Here is a 23454-nt window from a genome sequence, read left to right on the forward strand (position 1 = left end):
TGCCGCCTCGCGCGGCTCAGTGGAACAGCGGCTGCTGCGTCGGCGCGTCCTCGGGCAGCTCGGCGTGCACGATCTCGCCGGAACGGTCCGCGTACAGCGGCGTGCCGCAGTCCTCGCAGTACTCGGGATCGAACAGCGAGGCGTGGCGGAAGATGTCGTCGACGCCGGCGTTGCGCAGTTCCTCGCAGATCTGTTCGAGCGGATTGCCTTGCCCGCTGTCGTCGATCTCGCCCGACTCGCGGCCGTAGACCGGCCAGACGATGCCGTAGATCACGTCCTTCTCGCCGCGCATCGTGAAGGCGACGCGGTATTCCTCGACCTCGTCCTCGCCGAAGGCCGCGGTGACGGCCGCCAGCTGGCCGGCCGTGATATCGAGCGTGCCGCACAGATAGTTGACCGCCGCGCGCACGGTCAGCGGACGGATGCTCTTGTCCGACTCGCGGCACGACAGGAAGAAGGCGTCGGGCAGCAGCAGCTCGAACTCGCAGCCCGGCAGCAGCAGCGCCAGCGAGGGCTGGACCTGGGTGCGCCATTGCTCCAGGCACACCGAGCGCTCGGCATGGTGCTCCTTCGATTCCTCCTGCCAGCGGAACAGCGGCTGCTCGTGCTCGGCGACCACCACCGCCAGCAGATAGCGCGGATCGGCCAGGATGGGCGCGGTCTCGGGCAGGTCGCGCAGATCGACCTTGGGCGCGACGCCGGCCAGCGCGGCCGAGATCAGCTTGTGGGTCAGCGCGAAGGTGTCGCTATGGGTGCGCGGCAACTGGTCGATGCTGTACAGATACGGCGACAGCGCCATGCGGGCATTCGAGGCCACTACATGGGCCTGCAGGTGGACGGCCAGCGTCTGCGCCTGCTCGGGCTTGAGCGCGCCCGACGGAATCGCGTAGCGGGTGTGGGCGAGAATCGGCGCCGCGATCAGCAGCGCGTCGTAACGCACGCCGTCGATCTCGACGGTGGCCGACTCGGCCAGCGTCTCGGCCTGCTCGGCGAGGACGTCGGAGGCGTCGACGTTGTGCTTGAACAGATGCTCGAGCGCGGCGTCCAGCGCCGACTGGCTGCCGTTTTTCAGCAGCCGGCCCAGGCGTTGCGATAGGCGCCGTTCCCAATACGCGTCCTCCATGCGGCTACCCGACGCATCGAGTGCGAGCGCGTCGGCGACGAGACGCTCGGCGTCCGGCGACAGTCGTTGAGAGGCCTTGGGGCGAAAACCTGCCATATGCTGAGTTCATCCGTTTTTCGGTAAAACGGTATTCTACTCGTTGCGTTGACACGGCCCAGCCAACACATGGGCAAACCCTGATGGATGTGCCATGCGCCGCATCGTCGGCGTGTCGGCATCGCCCGCATGGAGTGCGCATCCGCAAGCGATACGGCAGGTGCCTGCCGGACCGGCGCGGTGCCGCCGGGCGACGCATCGGAACGGTGTCCGCCTTGCCACAAGCCCGTCAGGGCTGCCCGGTCACTTCTGGGTCTTGGCCTCGCCCGAGGCCGGCGCGTGGGTCTCGGTGCCGTGTTGCTCGCCACCCATCGAGACGTCGCCGCCTCCCTGCATCAGCAGCATCAGGGCGGCGCCGGCGATGACGATAAAGGCGATCAGGATCTTGGCCATGCTTGTCTCCCAGGTCTCGTTGGCGGCCGCCAGGGCGGGGCCGCGCTGTTCTATGGATGAGACCGAGTGTGGCAGCGCAGGCTTGCGTGGAACTTACATGCGGCCATGAAGTGGCCATGCAGCGGCCATGAAGCGGCCATGCAGCGGCCATGAAGCGGCGATGACGGAGTCATGACAAGGCGATGACCGCGCCATCGCCCCGGGCGGCGAATGCCACCGGGGGCCATGGCGCGGCCTTCATGGCGCGGCGTTTACGCCACCAGCAGCTGCCGCAGCACGAAGGGCAGGATGCCGCCGTGGTTGAAGTAGTCGACCTCGATCGGCGTGTCGATGCGCAGCAGCAGCGGCACGCGCTGGGTCTGGCCGCCGTCGCGGTGGATCACCAGCGTGACGTCCTGTTGTGGCCGCAGCTCGCCCTCGATGCCTTCGATGTCGAAGGTTTCGGTGCCGGTCAGTCCCAGCGACTGCGCGCTGTCCTCGCCCTTGAACTGCAGCGGCAGCACGCCCATGCCGACCAGGTTCGAACGGTGGATCCGCTCGAAGCTGCGCGCGATCACCGCCTTGACGCCCAGCAGCTGCGTGCCCTTGGCGGCCCAGTCGCGCGACGAGCCCGTGCCGTATTCCTCGCCGCCGAACACCACCGTCGGCGTGCCCTCGGCGATGTACTTCATCGCCGCGTCGTAGATCGACAGCTGCTCGCCGGAGGGCTGGAACAGCGTGTAGCCGCCCTCGACGCGCGTGCCGTCTTCCCGCGGCGGGATCATCAGGTTCTTGATGCGCACGTTGGCGAAGGTGCCGCGCATCATCACCTCGTGGTTGCCGCGGCGCGAGCCGTAGCTGTTGAAGTCGGCCTTCAGCACGCCGTTCTCGAGCAGGTACTTGCCGGCCGGCGAGGTGTCCTTGATCGAGCCCGCGGGCGAGATGTGGTCGGTGGTCACCGAGTCGCCGAAGATGCCGAGCGCGCGGGCGCCGCGGATGCTGCGCGCGCCGCTGTCGGGCTCCATCGTGAAGTTCTCGAAGAAGGGCGGCTGCGCGATATAGGTCGACTTGGGCCAGTCGTAGACCTGGCCCGAGGTGCCCTTGATCTTGCCCCACAGCGTGCTCGGCTTCTTGACCTTCTCGTAGTTGTCCTTGAAGGTCTCTTCGTCCATCGCGAAGCGCATCAGCGCATTGACCTCGTCCGAGGTCGGCCAGATGTCGCCGATATAGATGTCGCGGCCGTTCTTGCCCTTGCCCAGCGGCTCGGTCATCAGGTCGCACAGGATGTTGCCGGCGATCGCGTAGGCCACCACCAGCGGCGGCGACGCCAGGAAGTTGGCGCGGATGTTCGGATGGATGCGCGCCTCGAAGTTTCGGTTGCCGGACAGCACCGCGGCGGCCACCAGGTCGTTCTGCACGATGGCCTCGTTCAGCGACGGCGTCAGGTCGCCGGCATTGCCGATGCAGGTGGTGCAGCCGTAGGCGGTGACGCCGAAGCCGAGCTTCTCCAGGTACGGCAGCAGGCCCGCGGCCTTCAGGTATTCGGTCACCACGCGGCTGCCGGGGGCCAGCGAGGTCTTGATGTGCGGCGCCACGTGCAGCCCCGCCTGCACGGCCTTCTTGGCCAGCAGGCCGGCGGCCAGCATCACGCTCGGGTTCGAGGTGTTGGTGCACGAGGTGATCGCCGCGATCAGCACGTCGCCGTTGTGCACCGGAATGCCGTCCGAGGTCTTGTAGACGCGCTCCAGGTCCTCCGGGTCCTTGCTGAAGCCGTTCTCGGCGACCGGCTTGCTGAACAGGTCGGCGAAGGTCCGCTTGACGTTGCCGATCTCGATCCGGTCCTGCGGACGCTTCGGGCCCGCCAGCGACGGCGCCACCGTGGACAGGTCCAGTGTCAGCACCTTGGTGTAGTCGATCTCGCCGGCGCGCGGGATGCCGAACAGCTCCTGGGCGCGGAAATACGCCTCGAACGCGGCGATCTCGTCGGGCGTGCGGCCGGTGCCGCGGAAGTATTCGATGGTCTTCTCGTCGACCGGGAAGAAGCCCATGGTCGCGCCGTACTCCGGCGACATGTTGCCGATGGTGGCGCGGTCCGGCACCGACAGGCTGGCGGTGCCTTCGCCGAAGAACTCGACGAACTTGCCGACCACCTTCTCGCGGCGCAGCATCTCGGTGATCGTCAGCACCAGGTCGGTGGCGGTGACGCCTTCGCGCAGCCGGCCCTGCAGCTCCACGCCGACCACGTCGGGCGTCAGGAAGTAGACCGGCTGGCCCAGCATGCCTGCCTCGGCCTCGATGCCGCCGACGCCCCAGCCGACCACGCCGATGCCGTTGATCATGGTCGTGTGCGAGTCGGTGCCGACCAGCGTGTCCGGGTAGTAGATGCCGTCCTTGCGGTGCACGCCGCGCGCCAGGTATTCGAGATTGACCTGGTGCACGATGCCGAAGCCGGGCTGCACCACGCCGAAGGTGTCGAACGCCTGCATGCCCCACTTCATGAACTGGTAGCGCTCGTTGTTGCGCTGGAATTCGAGCTGCATGTTCAGGTCCAGCGCCTTCTTCTCGCGGAAGTGGTCGACCTGCACCGAGTGGTCGACGACCAGGTCGACCGGCACCAGCGGCTCGATCTTCTTCGGGTTCTGGCCCATCTTCTCGGCGACGTTGCGCATCGCGGCCAGGTCGGCCAGCAGCGGCACGCCGGTGAAGTCCTGCAGCACCACGCGCGCGACCACGAAGGGAATCTCGTCGACACGCGCGCCGGTCGGGTCCCAGTTGGCCAGCTGGCGCACGTGTTCCTCGGTCACCTTCTTGCCGTCGCAGTTGCGCAGCACCGATTCGAGCACCAGGCGGATCGACACCGGCAGGCGCTCGATGGCGACGCCCAGGGTCTTGCCCAACTGCGGCAGCGAGTAGAACTGTCCCTTCGCGGAAGGGCCGATCTGGAATTCTTTGAGCGTGTCGTTCAAGTTGTGGGGCATTGCCTGACTCCAATCGAAGAGGTGCTATTTGCGGGACTTCGTGCGGACGTTGTGCGAACTTCGCTGCGCATCGACATGACGTGGCGGGCGGCGACTGCAGCGCCGGCGTGACGGCATCAGCATTACTTTATGCGTCACGTTCGGCACGGGCAACCGGCACGCCACTTCGGCCTCGCGCATCCTATACCAGTAAAAGAGCTAAACAAATCACATTCTGGGATGATGACCCGAAGCGCCGGAGCGGCATCCAGCGAGGCCGAGGCGACGCTATATGACATACAGGTCGACGTACTCGTGCACCGGCATCGCCTCCAGCGCCGCCTGGTCCAGCGACACGTCGAGGATCGCCTGCTGCTGTTTCGGCGGAAAGCGGCGTGCCAGATTGGTGCGGAATTTCTCGACCAGCAGCGGGATGCCGTCCTCGCGCCGCCGCCGGTGTCCGATCGGGTATTCGACCGCCACCTCGGGCAGCACCGTGCCGTCGGTCAGTTCGACCGTCAGCGCGTTGGCGATCGAGCGCTTGTCCGGATCGTGATAGTCGGCGGTGAAGCCGGCATCCTCGACACAGGCGATCTTTTCGCGCAGCGCATCGATGCGCGGATCGGCGGCGACGCTGTCCTCGTAATCCTCGGCGGTCAGCCGCCCGAACAGCAGCGGCACCGCCACCATGTACTGGATGCAGTGGTCGCGGTCGGCCGGATTGGCCAGCGGCCCCTTCTTGTCGATGATGCGCAGGCACGCCTCGTGGGTACGGATGGTCACGCGCCGGATCTCGGCCGCCGTGCGCCCCATGCCGTCCAGCAGCCCGTGCAGCGTCATCGCGGCTTCGACCGCGGTCTGCGCGTGGAATTCGGCCGGGAACGAGATCTTGAACAGCACGTTCTCCATCACGTAGGTGCCGTACGGGCGCTGGAAGCGGAACGGCTTGCCGTCGAACAGCACGTCGTAGAAGCCCCAGGTCTTGGCCGTCAGCACCGAGGGATACCCCATCTCGCCGGTCCTGGCGATCAGCGCCAGCCGCACCGCGCGGCTGGTGGCGTCGCCGGCGGCCCAGCTCTTGCGGCTGCCGGTATTCGGCGCATGCCGATAGGTGCGCAGGCTCTGGCCGTCGACCCAGGCCAGCGACAGCGCATCGACGATCTCGTCGCGCGACAGGCCCAGCATCTGCGCGACCACGGCGGTGGAGGCGACCTTGACCAGCACCACGTGGTCCAGCCCCACCTTGTTGAACGAATTCTCCAGCGCGATGCAGCCCTGGATCTCGTGGGCCTTGATCATCGCGGTCAGCACGTCCTTCATCGTCAGCGGCTTCCTGCCGCCCGCGACGCGCTGGCGCGACAGCCAGTCGGCGGTGGCCAGGATGCCGCCCAGGTTGTCGGAGGGATGGCCCCATTCGGCCGCCAGCCAGGTGTCGTTGAAGTCCAGCCAGCGGATCATCGTGCCGATGTTGAAGGCGGCCTGAACGGGGTCGAGCTGGAACTGGGTGCCGGGGACCCGGGCGCCGTGCGGCACGACGGTGCCAGGCACGATCGGGCCGAGCAGCTTGGTGCAGGCGGGGTAGGACAGCGCCTCGAGGCCGCAGCCGAGCGTGTCGATCAGGCAGTTGCGGGCGGTGTCGTAGGCGAGGGCGCTCTTGACCTGGTACCGGGTCACATAGTCGGCGATGTCGACCAGCACCTGGTCCGGCTCGGGCCGGGCCTGCGGATGGGGATTTGGACGGAGATTCGGACTGGCTGCGGACACGACACTTCTCCTCGGTGTGGTGCTGCGTGGCCCCGCGCGGCATGCGAGCGCGGGGCCGGGTACCGCGCCTTACTGGCGCGGCGCCGCTTGCTGCTCGGTGGCGCCGGCGGCCGCGGCCGGGGCGGCGGCCGACGGAGCGGCCGGAGCGGCGGGTTGGCCGTCCTGGGCGGGCGTGGCCGGCGTAGACGTCTGCGGCGCGACCAGCAGCGGCGTGGTCACCGGGGCGCGCAGCGCGCCGGACTGGGTGGGTGCGGCGGCGCCAGCCAGCATGGCGGTGGTCTGGCATTCGTCCGCCAGGCGCTGGCCGTGGTTGCGGTCGAACAGCATGGCCTTGCTGGGGATCACCACCAGGTCCAGGCCCGATTGCGGGTCGAAATAGCGGTCGGCGCCGGTCACCGTGGCCTGGCGGGGCAGGCGGTGGTTACGGCCATCCCAGTGCACGGTGATCACTTCGTCGCGCAGCATGTTGCCGGCGACGTACAGCGACTTGCCCAGTTCGCACTGCCACTTCTCGCCTTCCGGCACCACCGGGGCCGCGGCCGCGGTCTTGGTCGTGCCTTTCTTGCTGCTGGCCTTGGCCTTCGGTTTGGCGGCGCTCTTCTTGGCCGTGCTGGCCTTCTTGGCGGTTTCCTGGGCGATGGCGGCGCTTCCGGCCGACAGCGTGAAGACGCCGAGGCAGGCGGCGAGCAGGAGGTGTTTCATCGGATACTTCCTCGATATGGATGGGTGGATGCGGAAATTGCAGGTCTCAATCTGAAATTGGATCTGGATCTGCGGAATCTGCGCTGTCGCGCTTATTGGTCTTGGGTCTTGGGTCTTGGGTCCTGAGTCCCGTGTCCCTGGTCCTGGATACGGGTCCCGGATCTTGGTCCTGGCCTTGCGGCCTGCCGGTCTGCCGGGTTCACGCCAAACGCGGCGCCGCTATTCTCGCCGATTTGCCGAACCGCCGGCGCACCGTCATTGGCGATGCCCCCGGCGCCGGCCTAGCCGAAAAACAGTTCCGTCACATTGGCCGGCAGCGTGGCGCCGGTCGCATGGGCGCGCTGCAGCAGCGCCCAGTAGTAGCGGTAGCTGGCGCGGTCGTGCAGCTCGCCCTGGTGCCGGATCGGCGCCCAGTTGTTCTCGTGCGCGGCCAGCAGGATCGCGCTGGCCAGGCCGATCTCCTCGTCCCCCGGCTGGAAGGCCCGCACGATCGGCGCGATCTGCGCCGGATGGATGCTCCATTTGCGCAGGAAGCCGAGCTCGGCGCGGGCGCGGCGCGCGTCGTCGCCGGCGCGCTCCGGGTTCTGGATATCGGTGCTGACGTTGTGCGAGGGCACCTTGCCGTGGCGATGGCAGGCCGCCGAGATCTCCAGCATGGCGCGGCGCACCAGCGGATGCTCGAACTGCTGCGGCGAGCGCATCGCCTCGCCGGGAATGGCGCCGTGATGCGCCGACACGAAATCCATCAGGCCGAAGCTCAGGCATTCGACCTGCACCAGCGAGGCGATGCGGAATACCTGCTCGAGCGCGGCGTGGGTTTCGATCAGCACGTGGATCGGGATATGGCGGGCGATGCCGGCCGCGCGCGCGGCCTGGTTGACGCGGTCGGTCACGCGGGCGACTTCGACCACGTCGGTGACCTTGGGCACCGTCACATAGGCCAGCCGCGCGCCGGCGCCGGCGACCAGGATATCGACGTCGTCGCCCCAGCTCGGATGCGCGGGATCGTGGATGCGCACGCCGACGCGGTTGTACAGGTTCAGCGGGCCGTTGATCAGCTGCGCGCACAGCTGCGCATGCTCGCGCTCGCTGCCGACCGCGGCGCCGTCCTCGCAATCGAGCGTCAGGTCGAATACCGGGCCGAGCTCCTGCTGCAGCGCCAGCGATTTGCGCATCAGCTTCTCGCTGCCGGCATAGTGGTCGCAGACCGGCAACTGGACCGGTACGGCTTCGCCCTGGAACAAGACTTCGGATGGATGCACGTCGTCTTCGTCTCTAACGGTGGGAGAGGGAATCGGGAAAATTCGGGAAGCGGGGCTGGCTTGCCCGGCCGCATCGCGGCACATCAGGGCAAGGACGGCAAACGCCGGAACAACCCGTTTACAGCGAAGGCGGCGCGGCCGGTATCGGACGTACGCCTACGCGGGGACCAACAAAAAACCGGGGCCCGCTTCGATGATTCGTTGCGGTGCCCCGGTTTCGCATGCGGCGAAGGGAAGGGTATCAGCCCAGCAGGTGCTGCACGCCGGCGCGTTCCTCTTCCAGTTCCTTCAGCGTGATGTTGATCTTTTCCTGGCTGTAGGCGTCGATCTCCAGGCCCTTGACCAGTTCGTACTTGCCGTTGGCGGTGGTGACCGGGAAGCCGAACATCACGTCCTGCGGAATGCCGTACGAGCCGTCCGACGGGATGCCCATCGTGACCCACTTGCCGTTCGAGCCCAGCACCCAGTCACGCACGTGGTCGATCGCCGCATTGGCGGCCGAGGCGGCCGACGACAGGCCGCGCGCCTCGATGATGGCGGCGCCGCGCTTGCCGACGGTCGGCAGGAACACGTCGTTGTTCCAGGCGTGGTCGTTGATCAGGTCCTTGACGCTCTGGCCGTCGACGGTCGCGTAGCGGTAGTCGGCGTACATGGTCGGGCTGTGGTTGCCCCAGACGAACAGCTTCTCGATCGACGACACCGGCTTGCCGGTCTTGGCAGCGATCTGCGACAGCGCGCGGTTGTGGTCCAGGCGCAGCATCGCGGTGAAGTTTTCCTTCGGCAGGTTCGGTGCCGACTTCATCGCGATATAGGCGTTGGTGTTGGCCGGGTTGCCGACCACCAGCACCTTGACGTTGCGGCTGGCGACTTCGTCCAGCGCCTTGCCCTGCACCGTGAAGATCTGCGCATTGGCTTCGAGCAGGTCCTTGCGCTCCATGCCCTTGCTGCGCGGACGGGCGCCGACCAGCAGCGCGACGTCGGCGTCCTTGAACGCGACCTTGGGATCGTCGGTGATCACCACGCCGGCCAGCAGCGGGAACGCGCAGTCTTCCAGCTCCATCACGACGCCCTTGACGGCGTTCTGGGCCTGCGGCAGGTCCAGCAGCTGCAGGATGACCGGCTGGTCTTTGCCGAGCATGTCGCCGTTGGCGATGCGGAACAGCAGGGAGTAGCCGATCTGGCCAGCGGCGCCGGTCACTGCGACGCGCATGGGGGCTTTAGCCATCTGTAAGTCTCCAAACGAAGAAAGGGAAACCGGCCGGTGCGGCACGAGGCGCGGCGCGCGATTGTCGCGCCATTGCGCCGGGGCACACCGGGAGCGAGGTTGTCGCCACGGGCGGCGGCGCACCGTCCGGCGCCGCGCTCGGCAGGGCGGGCGGAGGTGCCGCGGCGGGTCGCGGATGACGACAAGGCGTAAGTCTACTGCGAAGCCGGGGACCGCATCCAGCCGTATTCCGGCCGAGGCGGGCGGCGAACCGCACCACAGCGCACCCGGGGACGCGCATCCGTGGGCGGACCGCGGGCGCACGACAGGGCGCGAGTGTAGGCGCCGTGGCATGGGCTGTCAATTCATATGTCTTATATAAGACATAAGACATTTGATGCAGTGCTGGACGCGCTTTGCCGATCTGTGGTGAAATCCGCCTATGTCCACGTTGCCCACGTCCCTCGCCGCCCCCGCCGTGACGGCCGCGCAAGATGGCGCCGCCACGCCCGGCGCCGGGACGTCGGCGTCCACGCCCGCCAGCGCACCGGCCGCTTCCAGCGCCGCCAGTGCCGCGGCCGTCCCCCCGGCCACTGCCTCCGCCGCTTCCCAGGCCGCTTCCCAGGCGGTTTCCCCGACCTTCAGCCCGCTTTACCAGCAGATCAAGTCGCTGATCCTGCAGAGCCTGCAGTCCGGCGAGTGGAAGCCGGGCGAGATGATCCCCAGCGAGATGGAGCTGGCGGCCCGCTACAAGGTCAGCCAGGGCACGGTCCGCAAGGCGATCGACGAGCTCGCGGCGGAGAACCTGGTCGCGCGCCGGCAGGGCAAGGGCACCTTCGTGACGACCCATCACGAAGACGTGGTCAAGTTCCGATTCCTGCGGCTGGTCCCCGACGAGGGCGAGCCGCACTACGGCGCCAGCCGGGTGCTCGAATGCAAGCGCCTGCGGGCGCCGGCCGAGATCGCGCGGCTGCTCGACATCCGCACCGGCGACAGCGTGGTGCAGATCCGCCGCGTGCTGTTCTTCTCCGGCGAAGCCACCGTGCTCGACGACATCTGGCTGCTGGGCGCGAACTTCAAGGGCCTGACGGCGGAGAAGCTGACCGAGTGGAAAGGGCCGATGTACGCGCTGTTCGAGGCCGAGTACGGCACGCGCATGGTGCGCGCCACCGAGAAGATCCGCGCCGTCAGCGCCGACGAGACCGCCGCGGCGCTGCTGTCGGTCGAACCCGGTTCGCCGCTGCTGTCGGTGGAGCGGGTCTCGTTCACCTATGGCGACCGTCCCGTCGAAGTGCGGCGCGGGCTGTATGTGACCACGCGGCACTATTACCAGAACGATCTGAGCTGAACGGCCCCGCGCACCCACGCGCGAGAGAACGCATGACGCGGGCGATTGTTGCGCGCCTTGTCGTCAACGGCGGCCGGCATTGCGCAGGGCGATCGGAATGCGCGGCGAGGGGTGGTGGAGAGCGCCGCGGCTGCGTGTCGCGTGGCGTGTTGAATGCGCGTTCAATGCCCGTTCAATGCGTGATGCGAGCGCGTGGCATGCGTGACGGCGGCGCGAAATCCGGCACCGCGAGATTCGCTGCGCAATGGCGTTGCGCGCGATTGTCGCGGCCGCCATGTTGGTGTGCGATAGTCGAAAATTATTGGTGCGCCGCGCAACAAAGGCGCTAAAATCACGTGGATTTGCACATTGTGCATTCGGCTCTTTCGTTTTTTTATCGCTAATGGGGTCTCGCATGGCTGAAGCCGTCAAACAAGCCAGGCCGGAGTTCCGGAATATCGGTATCGGGCAACTCGCACGCTACCGGTTGCCCTGGGCCGGCAAGGTGTCCATCCTGCATCGCGTCAGCGGTGCGCTGCTGTTCCTCCTCCTTCCTTTCATCCTCTACCTCTTCGAGCAGAGCGTCACTTCCGAACTGAGCTTCGCAAAGTTCTCGGCCCTTCTGTCCGGTGGCTTCGTCAAGCTGGTTCTGCTGGTTCTGATCTGGGGCTATCTGCATCATTTCTGCGCCGGTATCCGCTTCCTCCTGCTGGACATGCACGTCGGCGTGGACAAGCCGTCGTCGGCCAAGTCGGCCATCGCCGTGCTGATCGTCAGCCTGCTTCTGACCGCCGTGTTCGGTCTGAAGCTGTTCGGCGTGTTTTGAGGAGCATGCAAGGTGGCAAATAACAATATCGGTCCCAAGCGTCTGGTCGTCGGTGCCCACTACGGCATGAAGGAATGGCTGGCGCAACGCGTGACCGCCGTGGTGATGGTGGTCTACACCGTCGTGCTGGCGGTGGCGTTCCTGTTGTCGAACGGTGCCTCGTATGAGGGCTGGGCGGGCCTGTTCGCCAATCAATGGATGAAGATCCTGACATTCGTCACGATCCTGTCGCTGCTCTATCACGCCTGGATCGGCGTGCGCGACATCTGGATGGACTACGTGAAGCCGATGGCGGTTCGCCTCGTGCTGCAAGTTCTTACGATTCTGTGGCTCGTCGGATGCGCGGGCTACGCTGCTCAGATTCTCTGGAGGGTGTAATTCATGGTCGCAGTCAAGACTGGATTGCCGCGTCGGCGCTTTGACGTGGTCATCGTCGGGGCGGGCGGCGCCGGGATGCGCGCATCCCTCCAGCTCGCGGAAGCCGGCCTGAACGTCGCCGTGCTCTCCAAGGTGTTCCCCACGCGCTCGCACACGGTGGCGGCGCAGGGCGGCATCGGTGCCTCGCTCGGCAACATGAGCGAGGACAACTGGCACTATCACTTCTACGACACGGTCAAGGGCTCGGACTGGCTGGGCGACCAGGACGCCATCGAGTTCATGTGCCGTGAAGCGCCGAAGGTGGTCTACGAGCTCGAACACTTCGGCATGCCGTTCGACCGCAACCCCGACGGCACGATCTACCAGCGCCCGTTCGGCGGCCACACCGCCAACTACGGCGAGAAGCCGGTGCAGCGTGCCTGCGCCGCGGCCGACCGTACCGGCCACGCGCTGCTGCACACGCTGTACCAGCGCAACGTCCGCGCCAAGACCCACTTCTTCGTCGAATGGATGGCGCTGGACCTGATCCGCGACCAGGACGGCGACGTGCTGGGCGTGACCGCGCTGGAAATGGAAACCGGCGAGGTCTACATCCTCGAAGCCAAGACCACGCTGTTCGCCACCGGCGGCGCCGGCCGCATCTACGCCGCGTCGACCAACGCCTTCATCAACACCGGTGACGGCCTGGGCATGGCGGCGCGCGCCGGCGTGCCGCTGGAAGACATGGAGTTCTGGCAGTTCCACCCGACCGGCGTGGCCGGCGCGGGCGTGCTGATCACCGAAGGCGTGCGCGGCGAAGGCGGCATCCTGCGCAACAAGGACGGCGAACGCTTCATGGAGCGCTATGCGCCGACGCTGAAGGACCTGGCGCCGCGCGACTTCGTCTCGCGCTCGATGGACCAGGAAATCAAGGAAGGCCGCGGCTGCGGCCCGAACGGCGACTACGTGCTGCTCGACCTGACCCACGTCGGCGCCGAGAAGATCATGAAGCGCCTGCCGTCGATCCGCGAGATCGGCCTGAAGTTCGCCAACGTCGACGCGATCAAGGAACCGATCCCGGTCGTGCCCACCATCCACTACCAGATGGGCGGCATTCCGACCAACTACTACGGCCAGGTGGTGGTGCCGAAGAACGGCAACCCCAACGAGGTCGTCAACGGCTTCTACGCGATCGGCGAATGCTCCTGCGTGTCGGTGCACGGCGCCAACCGCCTGGGCACCAACTCGCTGCTGGACCTGGTGGTGTTCGGCCGCGCCGCCGGCAACCACATCATCTCGACCGCGCTCAAGCAGAAGGAACACAAGCCGCTGCCGGCGGACGCCGCCGACCGCGCGCTGTCGCGCCTGGCCAAGCTGCAGTCGTCCTCGTCGGGCGAGTATGCGCAGGACGTCGCCAACGACATCCGCCGCAACATGCAGTCGCACGCCGGCGTGTTCCGCACGCAGAAGCTGATGGACGAAGGCGTGCAGCGCATCCTGGAAGTGGCCGAGCGTTCGGACAACATCCACCTGAAGGACAAGTCGAAGGTGTTCAACACCGCGCTGGTCGAGGCGCTGGAAGTGGCCAACCTGGTCGAAGTGGCCAAGGCCACGATGATCTCGGCCGCGGCGCGCAAGGAATCGCGCGGCGCCCACGCCCACAGCGACTTCCCGACCCGCGACGACGAGAACTGGCTCAAGCACTCGCTGTTCTACAGCGAAGGCAACCGTCTCGACTACAAGCCGGTCAAGATGCAGCCGCTGACGGTCGAAAGCGTTCCGCCCAAGGCCCGCACCTTCTAAGCACCGCGTAGGCGACTACAGACGACTACAGGACCCACAGAAATGAAGCGTATTTTCGAAGTCTACCGCTACGATCCGGACAAGGACGCGGCGCCCCGCATGCAGACCTACGAGGTCGAGCTCGACGGTCACGAGCGCATGCTGCTCGATGCCCTGGTCAAGCTCAAGAAGCTCGACGAGAGCATCTCGTTCCGCCGCTCCTGCCGCGAAGGCGTGTGCGGTTCGGACGCGATGAACATCAACGGCAAGAACGGCCTGGCCTGCCTGACCAACATGCGCGAGCTGCCGGACCGCATCGTGCTGCGTCCGCTGCCGGGCCTGCCCGTCGTGCGCGACCTGATCGTCGACATGACGCAGTTCTTCAAGCAGTACCACTCGATCAAGCCGTTCCTGATCAACGACGAGCCGCCGCCCGAGAAGGAGCGCCTGCAGTCGCCGGAAGAGCGCGACGAGCTCGACGGCCTGTACGAGTGTATTCTGTGCGCGAGCTGCTCGACCTCGTGCCCGTCGTTCTGGTGGAACCCGGACAAGTTCGTCGGCCCGGCCGGCCTGCTGCAGGCCTACCGCTTCATCGCCGACAGCCGCGACCAGGCCACCAACCAGCGTCTGGACGACCTGAACGACCCGTATCGCCTGTTCCGCTGCCACACCATCATGAACTGCGTGGATGTGTGCCCGAAGGGACTGAATCCGACCAAGGCGATCGGCAAGATTCGGGAATTGATGGTTCGCCGCGCGGTCTGAACCTGCTGGACCGGACGACGCCCCACGGCGTCGTCCGTGAAGGCCAAGCCATATGACGGATCACCCCACCACTTTCTCCCATCAGGCCGACCCGCACAAGCGGGCGCGACTGCGCTGGCGCGCGCGCCGCGGCCTGCTGGAGAACGACATCATCGTCGAACGTTTTTTCAACCGTTACGAGGAGAGCCTGTCCGACGAGGACGTGGCATCGCTGAGCGAGCTGCTCGAGCTCAGCGACAACGAGTTGATGGACCTGCTGCTTGCCCGCAAGGAGCTGGACGGTGAGCTCGACACGCCGCCGATGCGCAAGCTGCTAGGCCTGCTGCGCTCGGTGTGAGTTTGGTCAACACTATTATTCTTAGCATTTGAAGGAACCGACATGACGCCGTCCGATGTGAAAGCCACGCTATCGTTCTCCGATGGGTCCCCCAGCGTCGAGCTGCCGATCTACAAGGGTACCGTCGGCCCGGACGTGATCGACATCCGCAAGCTGTACGGCCAGACCGGCAAGTTCACCTACGACCCGGGTTTCATGTCGACGGCCTCCTGCAATTCCCGTATCACCTATATCGACGGTGACAAGGGCGAACTGCTGTACCGCGGCTATCCGATCGAGCAACTGGCCGAGAAGTGCGACTTCCTCGAGGTCTGCTACCTGCTGCTCAAGGGCGAGCTGCCCAACGCCAAGCAGAAGGAAGAATTCGTCGGCCGCGTGATGAACCACACGATGGTTCACGAGCAGATGCAGTTCTTCATGCGCGGCTTCCGCCGCGACGCGCACCCGATGGCCGTGCTGACCGGCCTGGTGGGCGGCATGTCCGCGTTCTATCACGACGCGATGGACATCAACGATCCGCACCAGCGCGAAATCTCGGCGATCCGCCTGATCGCCAAGATGCCGACCCTGGTCGCGATGTCCTACAAGTACAACATCGGCCAGCCGTACATCTATCCGCAGAACGACCTGTCGTACACCGGCAACTTCATGCGCATGATGTTCGCCACCCCGTGCGCGCCGTTCCAGGTCAACCCGGTGCTCGAGCGCGCGCTGGACCGCATCTTCATCCTGCACGCCGACCACGAGCAGAACGCCTCGACCTCGACCGTGCGCCTGGCCGGTTCGTCGGGCACCAACCCGTTCGCGGCGATCGCCTCGGGCGTGGCCTGCCTGTGGGGCCCGGCTCACGGCGGCGCCAACGAGGCGGCGCTGAACATGCTGGAAGAGATCGGCAGCGTCGACAACATCAGCGAGTTCATCAAGCAGGTCAAGGACAAGAACTCGGGCGTGCGCCTGATGGGCTTCGGCCACCGCGTCTACAAGAACTACGACCCGCGCGCCAAGCTGATGCGCGAGACCTGCCACGAGGTGCTGAACGAGCTGGGCCTGCACAACGACCCGCTGTTCAAGCTGGCGATGGAGCTCGAGAAGATCGCGCTGGAAGACGAGTACTTCGTCAGCCGCAAGCTGTACCCGAACGTCGACTTCTACTCGGGCATCGTGCAGCGCGCGCTGGGCATCCCGACCTCGATGTTCACCTGCATCTTCGCGCTGGCCCGCACCGTGGGCTGGATCTCGCAGTGGGAAGAGATGATCACCGATCCGGAGTACAAGATCGGCCGTCCGCGCCAGCTGTTCAACGGCGCCGCGACCCGCGACGTGCCGGAGATGGGCAAGCGCTGATTCCCGCATCCCGTTCCGCGTCAGAGGACGCCCCGTGCTTCGGCACGGGGCGTTTTTTTTGGGGCGCGGCTAGCGAGCGCGATTTCTGAACAGGGATTTGTCCCTACTCAACCCTTTCGTCCAGTGCGCCGTAAATCGATGCAGCAATCGTCTGCATCCGGCCCATCACAAGAGAAGGGGTAATCACATGTTTGCCTCGCTGCGCGCGCGCATCGTTGGATTTTCCGTCGCCATCGTCGTCGTCGCGCTGGTCTGCAACGCCTTCGTCAATCACCTCGTTGCCTCCCGCTACAACGACGAAGCCATCCGCAACAACCTGCGCGCGGTGCAGGCCGGCCATGTCGATGCCATCGCCGAATGGGTGTCGGCCCACACGGTCAGCATGGCCGCGCTGCACGAGGCCGCGCTGCAGGAGGATCCCGGCCCCGTGCTCAAGCTGATCGTCGAGGCCGGCGGGTTTCTGAACACCTTCGTCGGCTACCCCGACAAGCGCCACCATTTCTCGAATCCCGAGAGCGTGAAGCCGGGCTTCGACCCGACCTCGCGGCCGTGGTACAAGCTCGCCGCGGCCGCCGGCAAGCCGGTGGTCACCCCGCCTTATGTCTCGGCCAGTACCGGCAAGATGGTGGTGACGTTCGCGGTGCCGATCGTCCGCGACGGCAGCCTGCGCGCCGTGGTCGGCGGCAATGTGCCGATGGACGGCGTGGTCAACAACGTGCGCTCGATCCATCCGACGCCGAGCAGCTTCGGCATCCTGGTGTCGCGCAACGGCCAGATCGTCGCGTACGGCGACGACAAGCTGATGCTCAAGCCGATCGGCGAACTGATTCCGGGTCTCGACGGCGACAAGCTGGCGGCGCAGCTGGGGCTCGACACGCCGATGGAGGTGATGGTCGGCGACGAGGCCAAGCTGCTGGGCGTCACCGCCGTTCCGGGCACGGACTGGATGGCGGTGATCGCGCTGGACAAGGCCGAGGCCACCGCGGGCATGCGTTCGGTGCTGGTCGCCTCGGTGATCTCGCTGGTCGTCGTTGCGCTGGCCGCCGCGCTGATCATGGCGGCCGTGACGGCGGTCTCGTTCCGCCGCCTGTCGTCGATCCGCGATGCGATGGCGGCCATCGGCAGCGGCGACGGCGACCTGACGCGCCGGCTGCCGGCGCAGGGCAAGGACGAAGTCGCGCAGATCGCCGTCGCCTTCAACGCGTTTGCCGACAAGCTGGTCGGCGTGATGCGGCAGATCCGCGATGCCAGCGAGGCCGTGCACGGGGCCGCCAACGAGATCGCCGCCGGCAATGCCGACCTGTCGCGTCGCACCGAATCGGCGGCCGCGAGCCTGCAGCAGACCGCCGCGTCGATGGAGCAGATCACGGCCACGGTGGGGCAGTCCGAAGCGTCTGCCCGCGCCGCCGAGCGCTCGTCGGTGCAGGCCAGGCAGGTCGCCAACGAGGGCGGGCAGGCGATCGACGCCGCGGTCCAGACCATGGGGGACGTGCAGCAGGCGGCGGTCAAGGTGTCGGACATCACCGGCGTGATCGACGGCATCGCGTTCCAGACCAATATCCTTGCGCTGAACGCCGCCGTGGAAGCGGCGCGCGCCGGCGAGCAGGGGCGCGGCTTTGCGGTGGTGGCGGGCGAAGTGCGCTCGCTGGCGCAGCGCAGTTCTCAGGCCGCCAGGGAAATCAAGACGCTGATCGAGTCGACGGTCAGCAGCGTCAACGCCGGCTCCGAGCAGGTCGAGCGCAGCGGCGGCACCATGCGCGAGATCGTCGGCAACGTGAACAGCGTGTCGCAGGTGATCTCCGAAATCCTGCATGCGGCGCAGGAGCAGACGCGCGGCATCCAGGAGGTCAATGCCGCGGTGGGGCAGCTCGACCAGATGGTCCAGCAGAACGCGGCGCTGGTGGAGCAGTCGACCGCGGCGGCCACGATGCTGCAGGACCAGGCGGGCCGGCTGGCCGGCGTGGTGCGGACGTTCAGGCTGGATTGAGGGCATCGACGGCTTGACGGAGGGAAGGGGCGGGCGAGCGGGCAGCCGCCCGCCGCCGGCCTTGCAAGGCCCCGAAAAGCGCGGCCCTGAAAAACGCGCCCTTGCAAAACGCGGCCTTGCGAAACGAGGCCTTGCGAAACGGGGCGTTCGAGAACGGTGTCAAAACCGGCGCCAAAACCCCGTTTTCGCCATCCGCGAAATCCCCCTTTCGCCAATCACATTACATCGCTGGCGGCGCCAAACCCTTGTTTCGCCGGGGTTTCCGGCATAATTCCCCCCGAAGTCAAGCAAACGCAGCCACGCAGCCCCGCGTTGCAACCGACGCTGCGAAGACCTCCTCCCCGCAACTTCTATCAGCGGTGCCGGCCCGCCTCGGCGAGGCTGTCGCCGCCCCCCGCGACATGGCCAAGACGCTCTACGACAAACTCTGGGACGACCATACCGTGCACGTCGAGGAAGACGGCACCACGCTGCTCTATATCGACCGGCACCTGCTGCACGAGGTGACCAGCCCGCAGGCGTTCGAAGGGCTGAAGCTGGCCGAGCGGCCGGTGTGGCGCATCAGCGCGAACCTGGCGGTGTCCGACCACAACGTGCCGACCACCGACCGCAGCCACGGCATCGCCGATCCGATCTCCAGGCTGCAGGTCGACACGCTGGACGCCAACTGCGACGCCTACGGCATCACGCAGTTCAAGATGAACGACCACCGCCAGGGCATCGTGCACGTGATCGGACCGGAGCAGGGCGCGACGCTGCCGGGCATGACGGTGGTCTGCGGCGACTCGCACACCAGCACGCACGGCGCCTTCGGCGCGCTGGCGCACGGCATCGGCACCTCCGAGGTCGAGCACGTGCTGGCCACGCAGACGCTGCTGGGCAAGAAGGCGAAGAACATGCTGGTCAAGGTCGAGGGCAAGCTGCCGCGCGGCTGCACCGCCAAGGACATCGTGCTGTCCATCATCGGCAAGATCGGCACCGCGGGCGGTACCGGCTACACCATCGAGTTCGCCGGCTCGGCGATCCGCGACCTGACCATGGAAGGGCGCATGACGGTCTGCAACATGGCGATCGAAGCGGGCGCGCGCGCCGGCCTGATCGCCGTCGACGACGTCACGCTGGAATACGTCAAGGGCCGTCCCTACGCGCCGCAGGGCGCCGAATGGGAGCAGGCGGTCGCCTACTGGCGCACGCTGCATTCGGACCCGGGCGCGCATTTCGACCGCGTGGTCGAGCTGCGTGCCGAGGAAGTGCGTCCGCAGGTCACCTGGGGCACCTCGCCCGAAATGGTGATCAGCATCGAGGACCGCATTCCCGATCCGGACAAGGAAAAGGACCCGAACAAGCGCAACGCGATCGAACGCGCGCTGCAGTACATGGGCCTGCAGCCGAACGTGCCGATCCAGGACGTGCGCATCGACAAGGTGTTCATCGGCTCGTGCACCAACAGCCGGATCGAGGACATGCGCGCCGCCGCCTGGGTGGTGCAGAAGCTGGGCCGCCGCATCGCCCCGAACGTCAAGCTGGCGATGGTGGTGCCGGGCTCGGGCCTGGTCAAGGAACAGGCCGAGCGCGAAGGGCTGGACAAGGTCTTCAAGGCCGCCGGCTTCGAATGGCGCGAGCCGGGCTGCTCGATGTGCCTGGCGATGAATGCCGACCGGCTCGATCCGGGCGAGCGCTGCGCCTCGACCTCGAACCGCAATTTCGAGGGCCGGCAGGGCGCCGGCGGCCGCACGCATCTGGTCAGCCCGGCGATGGCCGCGGCGGCCGCGATCGAAGGCCATTTTGTCGATATCCGCCAGCTCGGCTGACGCATCGCCGACCCCGGAACCAAGGACGAGACCATGGAAAAGTTCACTGTACACAAGGGCCTGGTGGCGCCGCTCGATCGTGCCAACGTCGATACCGACGCGATCATCCCGAAGCAATTCCTCAAGTCGATCAAGCGCACGGGCTTCGGCCCGAACCTGTTCGACGAATGGCGCTATCTCGATGTCGGCCAGCCCGGCCAGGACAACAGCAAGCGCCCGCTGAACCCGGACTTCGTGCTGAACCAGCCGCGCTACCAGGGCGCGTCGATCCTGCTGGCGCGCGAGAACTTCGGCTGCGGCAGCTCCCGCGAGCATGCGCCGTGGGCGCTGACGCAGTACGGCTTCCGCGCGGTGATCGCGCCGAGCTTCGCCGACATCTTCTTCAACAACTGCTACAAGAACGGCCTGCTGCCGGTGGTGCTGACCGCGGCCCAGGTCGACCAGCTGTTCAACGAGACCAACGCCTTCAACGGCTACCAGCTGACCATCGACCTGGAGCGCCAGGCCGTGATCACGCCGTCGGGCGCGGGCTTCGAGTTCGACATCGCGCCGTTCCGCAAGTACTGCATGCTGAACGGCTTCGACGATATCGGCCTGACGCTGCGCCACGCGGACAAGATCCGCGCCTTCGAGGCCGAGCGCGTGACGAAGATGCCGTGGCTGAACAACCGGCTGGTCGGCTGACGCCGCCGTAGCACCGCACAGCGCGCGCCGAGCCGCGCGCGCATTGCAACGAACCGAAACGACAACAAGGCAAACACAGCATGAAGATCGCAGTCCTGCCGGGCGACGGCATCGGCCCCGAGATCGTCGAACAGGCCGTCAAGGTCCTGAACGCGCTCGACGAGAAGTTCGAGATGGAAACCGCCCCGGTGGGCGGCGCCGGCTACGAGGCCAAGGGCCACCCGCTGCCCGAGGAGACGCTCAAGCTGGCCCAGCAGGCCGATGCGATCCTGTTCGGCGCGGTGGGCGACTGGAAGTACGACAGCCTGGAGCGCGCGCTGCGCCCCGAGCAGGCCATCCTGGGCCTGCGCAAGCATCTGCAGCTGTTCGCCAACTTCCGCCCGGCGATCTGCTATCCCGAGCTGACCGGCGCCTCGAGCCTGAAGCCCGAGCTGGTGGCGGGCCTGGACATCCTGATCGTGCGCGAGCTGAACGGCGACATCTATTTCGGCCAGCCGCGCGGCGTGCGCACGGCGACCGACGGGCTGTTCCCCGGCGCGCGCGAGGGCTTCGACACGATGCGCTACAGCGAGCCGGAAATCCGCCGCATCGCCCACGTGGCGTTCCAGGCTGCGGCCAAGCGCGGCAAGAAGCTGTGCAGCGTCGACAAGGCCAACGTGCTGGAGACCTTCCAGTTCTGGAAGGACATCGTGATCGAGGTCTCGAAGGAGTATCCGGACGTCGAGCTGTCGCACATGTACGTCGACAACGCGGCGATGCAGCTGATCAAGGCACCCAAGAGCTTCGACGTGATCGTCACCGGCAACATGTTCGGCGACATCCTGTCGGACGAGGCGGCGATGCTGACGGGCTCGATCGGCATGCTGCCTTCGGCCTCGCTGGACGCCAACAACAAGGGCCTGTACGAGCCCTCGCACGGTTCGGCGCCGGACATCGCCGGCAAGGGCGTCGCCAACCCGCTGGCGACCATCCTGTCGGCGGCGATGATGCTGCGCTATTCGCTGAACAAGGCCGAGCAGGCCGACCGCATCGAGAACGCCGTCAAGTCCGTGCTGGCCCAGGGCTACCGCACCGCGGACATCGTCACGCCGGGTTGCCGGCAGGTCGGCACCCGCGAGATGGGCGAGGCCGTGCTGGCCGCGCTGTAAGGGCTCGCAGGCCGGGGCGCGTGCGCCCCGGCCGGATCCCGCAAAATCGTGTAGACTGCGCCGATGCTCCCGAACCCCCGGTCCCTTCCGACTGACATCGCCTCGACGGCCGCCCTGCGCGCGACGACGGGCGCGGGTGCGCGCGGCACCATCACCGCAACGACGATTAAAACCATTATTAAAACCACGATCGCCTAGATCGTTCGTCGTGCCTGCTCGTCTTCCCCGCGCAGCCACGCCGGGCGAGGAAAATGCGGGGAAGTTTCAATCACATCCGAGGTTTGTCATGATTGTAGGTCTCGTCGGTTGGCGAGGAATGGTCGGCAGCGTGCTGATGCAACGCATGCAGGAAGAGCGCGACTTCGACCATATCGAGCCGGTTTTCTTCAGCACGTCCAACGCAGGCGGCAAGGCCCCGGCGATGGCGAAGAACGAAACCACGCTGCAGGACGCCAACGACATCGAGGCGCTCAAGCGCTGCGACGTCGTGCTGACCGCCCAGGGCGGCGACTACACCAACGAGGTCTTCCCCAAGCTGCGCGCCGCAGGCTGGAAGGGCTACTGGATCGATGCCGCCTCGTCGCTGCGGATGAAGGACGACGCGATCATCGTGCTCGATCCGGTCAACCAGGGTGTGATCAAGGACGCGCTGTCCAAGGGCGTCAAGAATTTCATCGGCGGCAACTGCACGGTCAGCTGCATGCTGATGGGCCTGGGCGGGCTGTTCCAGCACGACCTGGTCGAGTGGATGACCTCGATGACCTACCAGGCCGCCTCGGGCGGCGGCGCGCAGCACATGCGCGAGCTGCTGACGCAGTTCGGCACGCTGAACGCCGCGGTCAAGCCGCTGCTGGACGATCCGGCCTCGGCCATCCTCGAGATTGACCGCACCATCCTGGCGACCCAGCACGGCCTGTCCGGCGAAGAGACCAAGCAGTTCGGCGTGCCGCTGGCCGGCAACCTGATTCCGTGGATCGACAAGGACCTGGGCAACGGCGTGTCGCGCGAGGAATGGAAGGGCGGCGCCGAGACCAACAAGATCCTGGGCCGCGGCGACGGCTTCCTCGGTGCGACCGGCGCCACGCCGATCGCGGTCGACGGCCTGTGCGTACGCATCGGCGCGATGCGCTGCCACTCGCAGGCGCTGACCATCAAGCTGCGCCGCGACGTGCCGCTGGACGAGATCGAAGGCATGCTGGCCGCCCATAACCCGTGGGCCAAGGTCGTGCCGAACACCCGCGAAGCCAGCATGACCGACCTGACGCCGGCCGCGGTGACCGGCACGCTGACGATCCCGGTCGGCCGCCTGCGCAAGATGCAGATGGGCGGCGAGTACCTGTCGGCCTTCACCGTCGGCGACCAGCTGCTGTGGGGCGCCGCCGAGCCGCTGCGCCGCATGCTGCGGATCCTGATCGAGAGCTGATCCCGCCGAGGTGGCGTTGCGGCAAGGCAACATGCAGGCCGCCGCCGCGCCACCCGCTGGCCAACGACGCCGCGCCGATGCGCGGCGTCGTCGTTTCCGGACATTGTTCCGTCGGGGTCCTGGGTCACAATACCGTGCTTTCGCGCGATCGCCCGTCGAACCCCCACCCCGCATGAGGTCCCT

The 23454-nt window shown here is 66.7% G+C and carries 20 protein-coding genes; 12 read left to right on the forward strand and 8 right to left on the reverse strand.

The annotated features are described in order from the left end of the window. Positions 1 to 16: 16 nt before the first annotated feature. From K7G19_RS12455 to K7G19_RS12485, 7 genes are all read right to left on the reverse strand, one after another. The gene (locus K7G19_RS12455; protein WP_006579014.1) at positions 17 to 1219 is read right to left on the reverse strand and encodes a DUF2863 family protein; all 1203 of its coding nucleotides are present in this window, start codon (positions 1217 to 1219) and stop codon (positions 17 to 19) included. Between the two features lie 243 nt (positions 1220 to 1462). Beyond that, positions 1463 to 1612 carry a hypothetical protein gene (locus K7G19_RS12460; protein ID WP_170265902.1) on the reverse strand — a complete coding sequence of 50 codons (150 nt, stop codon included), beginning with the start codon at positions 1610 to 1612 and terminating at the stop codon, positions 1463 to 1465. A gap of 251 nt (positions 1613 to 1863) precedes the next feature. Continuing rightward, positions 1864 to 4569, reverse strand: coding sequence for an aconitate hydratase AcnA (gene acnA / locus K7G19_RS12465; RefSeq protein WP_226107502.1), 2706 nt, complete (start codon positions 4567 to 4569; stop codon positions 1864 to 1866). A 267-nt stretch (positions 4570 to 4836) separates the two neighbouring features. Beyond that, positions 4837 to 6312 carry a bifunctional 2-methylcitrate dehydratase/aconitate hydratase gene (locus K7G19_RS12470; protein ID WP_149316985.1) on the reverse strand — a complete coding sequence of 492 codons (1476 nt, stop codon included), beginning with the start codon at positions 6310 to 6312 and terminating at the stop codon, positions 4837 to 4839. Positions 6313 to 6381: 69 nt separating this feature from the next. Next, on the reverse strand, positions 6382 to 7014 hold the full coding sequence (locus K7G19_RS12475) for a hypothetical protein (protein WP_226107504.1): 633 nt from the start codon (positions 7012 to 7014) through the stop codon (positions 6382 to 6384). A 281-nt stretch (positions 7015 to 7295) separates the two neighbouring features. Further along, positions 7296 to 8276: a CoA ester lyase gene (locus K7G19_RS12480; protein WP_226107506.1), complete on the reverse strand. Its 981-nt coding sequence runs from the start codon at positions 8274 to 8276 to the stop codon at positions 7296 to 7298. A gap of 241 nt (positions 8277 to 8517) precedes the next feature. Continuing rightward, a complete protein-coding gene (locus K7G19_RS12485; protein ID WP_006578853.1) occupies positions 8518 to 9501 on the reverse strand; it encodes a malate dehydrogenase in 984 nt (327 codons plus the stop codon). A gap of 421 nt (positions 9502 to 9922) precedes the next feature. Here K7G19_RS12485 and K7G19_RS12490 point away from each other — a divergent pair, with 421 nt between their 5' ends. Beyond that, positions 9923 to 10828, forward strand: a complete 906-nt coding sequence (locus tag K7G19_RS12490) for a GntR family transcriptional regulator (RefSeq protein ID WP_226107508.1) — start codon at positions 9923 to 9925, stop codon at positions 10826 to 10828. 63 nt (positions 10829 to 10891) lie between these two features. Here the strand turns inward: K7G19_RS12490 and K7G19_RS12495 are convergent, their stop codons facing one another. Next, on the reverse strand, positions 10892 to 11224 hold the full coding sequence (locus tag K7G19_RS12495; protein ID WP_226107510.1) for a hypothetical protein: 333 nt from the start codon (positions 11222 to 11224) through the stop codon (positions 10892 to 10894). Here K7G19_RS12495 and sdhC point away from each other — a divergent pair. The 11 genes from sdhC to asd all read left to right on the forward strand — a co-directional run bounded on the left by sdhC (position 11223) and on the right by asd (position 23271). Further along, positions 11223 to 11633: a succinate dehydrogenase, cytochrome b556 subunit gene (gene sdhC / locus K7G19_RS12500; protein WP_006578084.1), complete on the forward strand. Its 411-nt coding sequence runs from the start codon at positions 11223 to 11225 to the stop codon at positions 11631 to 11633. The genes K7G19_RS12495 and sdhC overlap by 2 nt on opposite strands. A gap of 66 nt (positions 11634 to 11699) precedes the next feature. Further along, positions 11700 to 12011 (forward strand): succinate dehydrogenase, hydrophobic membrane anchor protein, encoded by a 312-nt coding sequence (gene sdhD, locus K7G19_RS12505; protein ID WP_255650780.1) that lies wholly within the window; start codon positions 11700 to 11702, stop codon positions 12009 to 12011. 3 nt (positions 12012 to 12014) lie between these two features. Further along, positions 12015 to 13793, forward strand: coding sequence for a succinate dehydrogenase flavoprotein subunit (gene sdhA / locus K7G19_RS12510; RefSeq protein WP_149316990.1), 1779 nt, complete (start codon positions 12015 to 12017; stop codon positions 13791 to 13793). A gap of 42 nt (positions 13794 to 13835) precedes the next feature. Continuing rightward, entirely contained in the window at positions 13836 to 14537 is a 702-nt protein-coding gene (locus K7G19_RS12515; protein WP_149316991.1) for a succinate dehydrogenase iron-sulfur subunit, read from the forward strand. A gap of 52 nt (positions 14538 to 14589) precedes the next feature. Further along, positions 14590 to 14874: a succinate dehydrogenase assembly factor 2 gene (locus K7G19_RS12520; protein ID WP_006578088.1), complete on the forward strand. Its 285-nt coding sequence runs from the start codon at positions 14590 to 14592 to the stop codon at positions 14872 to 14874. 42 nt (positions 14875 to 14916) lie between these two features. Next, the gene (gene gltA, locus K7G19_RS12525; protein WP_149316992.1) at positions 14917 to 16218 is read left to right on the forward strand and encodes a citrate synthase; all 1302 of its coding nucleotides are present in this window, start codon (positions 14917 to 14919) and stop codon (positions 16216 to 16218) included. A gap of 187 nt (positions 16219 to 16405) precedes the next feature. Further along, positions 16406 to 18205, forward strand: a complete 1800-nt coding sequence (locus tag K7G19_RS12530; protein WP_226107512.1) for a methyl-accepting chemotaxis protein — start codon at positions 16406 to 16408, stop codon at positions 18203 to 18205. Between the two features lie 401 nt (positions 18206 to 18606). Continuing rightward, entirely contained in the window at positions 18607 to 20016 is a 1410-nt protein-coding gene (leuC, locus tag K7G19_RS12535; protein ID WP_226107514.1) for a 3-isopropylmalate dehydratase large subunit, read from the forward strand. Between the two features lie 33 nt (positions 20017 to 20049). After that, complete coding sequence (gene leuD / locus K7G19_RS12540) at positions 20050 to 20700, forward strand: 3-isopropylmalate dehydratase small subunit (protein ID WP_149316995.1); 651 nt, start codon at positions 20050 to 20052, stop codon at positions 20698 to 20700. An 80-nt stretch (positions 20701 to 20780) separates the two neighbouring features. Beyond that, positions 20781 to 21848 (forward strand): 3-isopropylmalate dehydrogenase, encoded by a 1068-nt coding sequence (gene leuB, locus K7G19_RS12545; protein ID WP_149316996.1) that lies wholly within the window; start codon positions 20781 to 20783, stop codon positions 21846 to 21848. 286 nt (positions 21849 to 22134) lie between these two features. Beyond that, positions 22135 to 23271, forward strand: coding sequence for an aspartate-semialdehyde dehydrogenase (asd, locus tag K7G19_RS12550; RefSeq protein WP_150082706.1), 1137 nt, complete (start codon positions 22135 to 22137; stop codon positions 23269 to 23271). The last annotated feature ends 183 nt before the right edge of the window (positions 23272 to 23454 follow it).

This window comes from Cupriavidus sp. DB3, assembly GCF_020418465.1.
GTDB lineage: Bacteria > Pseudomonadota > Gammaproteobacteria > Burkholderiales > Burkholderiaceae > Cupriavidus > Cupriavidus cauae.

Excerpts from the sequence above, each read along its gene's own strand:
- K7G19_RS12455 (WP_006579014.1), bottom strand. The coding sequence starts at position 1,219 with ATGGCAGGTTTTCGCCCCAAGGCCTCTCAACGACTGTCGCCGGACGCC.
- sdhC (WP_006578084.1), top strand. The coding sequence starts at position 11,223 with ATGGCTGAAGCCGTCAAACAAGCCAGGCCGGAGTTCCGGAATATCGGT.
- K7G19_RS12490 (WP_226107508.1), top strand. The coding sequence starts at position 9,923 with ATGTCCACGTTGCCCACGTCCCTCGCCGCCCCCGCCGTGACGGCCGCG.
- sdhA (WP_149316990.1), top strand. The coding sequence starts at position 12,015 with ATGGTCGCAGTCAAGACTGGATTGCCGCGTCGGCGCTTTGACGTGGTC.
- gltA (WP_149316992.1), top strand. The coding sequence starts at position 14,917 with ATGACGCCGTCCGATGTGAAAGCCACGCTATCGTTCTCCGATGGGTCC.
- acnA (WP_226107502.1), bottom strand. The coding sequence starts at position 4,569 with ATGCCCCACAACTTGAACGACACGCTCAAAGAATTCCAGATCGGCCCT.
- K7G19_RS12530 (WP_226107512.1), top strand. The coding sequence starts at position 16,406 with ATGTTTGCCTCGCTGCGCGCGCGCATCGTTGGATTTTCCGTCGCCATC.
- sdhD (WP_255650780.1), top strand. The coding sequence starts at position 11,700 with ATGAAGGAATGGCTGGCGCAACGCGTGACCGCCGTGGTGATGGTGGTC.
- K7G19_RS12460 (WP_170265902.1), bottom strand. The coding sequence starts at position 1,612 with ATGGCCAAGATCCTGATCGCCTTTATCGTCATCGCCGGCGCCGCCCTG.
- asd (WP_150082706.1), top strand. The coding sequence starts at position 22,135 with ATGATTGTAGGTCTCGTCGGTTGGCGAGGAATGGTCGGCAGCGTGCTG.
- leuD (WP_149316995.1), top strand. The coding sequence starts at position 20,050 with ATGGAAAAGTTCACTGTACACAAGGGCCTGGTGGCGCCGCTCGATCGT.
- K7G19_RS12515 (WP_149316991.1), top strand. The coding sequence starts at position 13,836 with ATGAAGCGTATTTTCGAAGTCTACCGCTACGATCCGGACAAGGACGCG.
- K7G19_RS12485 (WP_006578853.1), bottom strand. The coding sequence starts at position 9,501 with ATGGCTAAAGCCCCCATGCGCGTCGCAGTGACCGGCGCCGCTGGCCAG.
- leuC (WP_226107514.1), top strand. The coding sequence starts at position 18,607 with ATGGCCAAGACGCTCTACGACAAACTCTGGGACGACCATACCGTGCAC.
- K7G19_RS12475 (WP_226107504.1), bottom strand. The coding sequence starts at position 7,014 with ATGAAACACCTCCTGCTCGCCGCCTGCCTCGGCGTCTTCACGCTGTCG.
- K7G19_RS12495 (WP_226107510.1), bottom strand. The coding sequence starts at position 11,224 with ATGCGAGACCCCATTAGCGATAAAAAAACGAAAGAGCCGAATGCACAA.
- K7G19_RS12520 (WP_006578088.1), top strand. The coding sequence starts at position 14,590 with ATGACGGATCACCCCACCACTTTCTCCCATCAGGCCGACCCGCACAAG.
- leuB (WP_149316996.1), top strand. The coding sequence starts at position 20,781 with ATGAAGATCGCAGTCCTGCCGGGCGACGGCATCGGCCCCGAGATCGTC.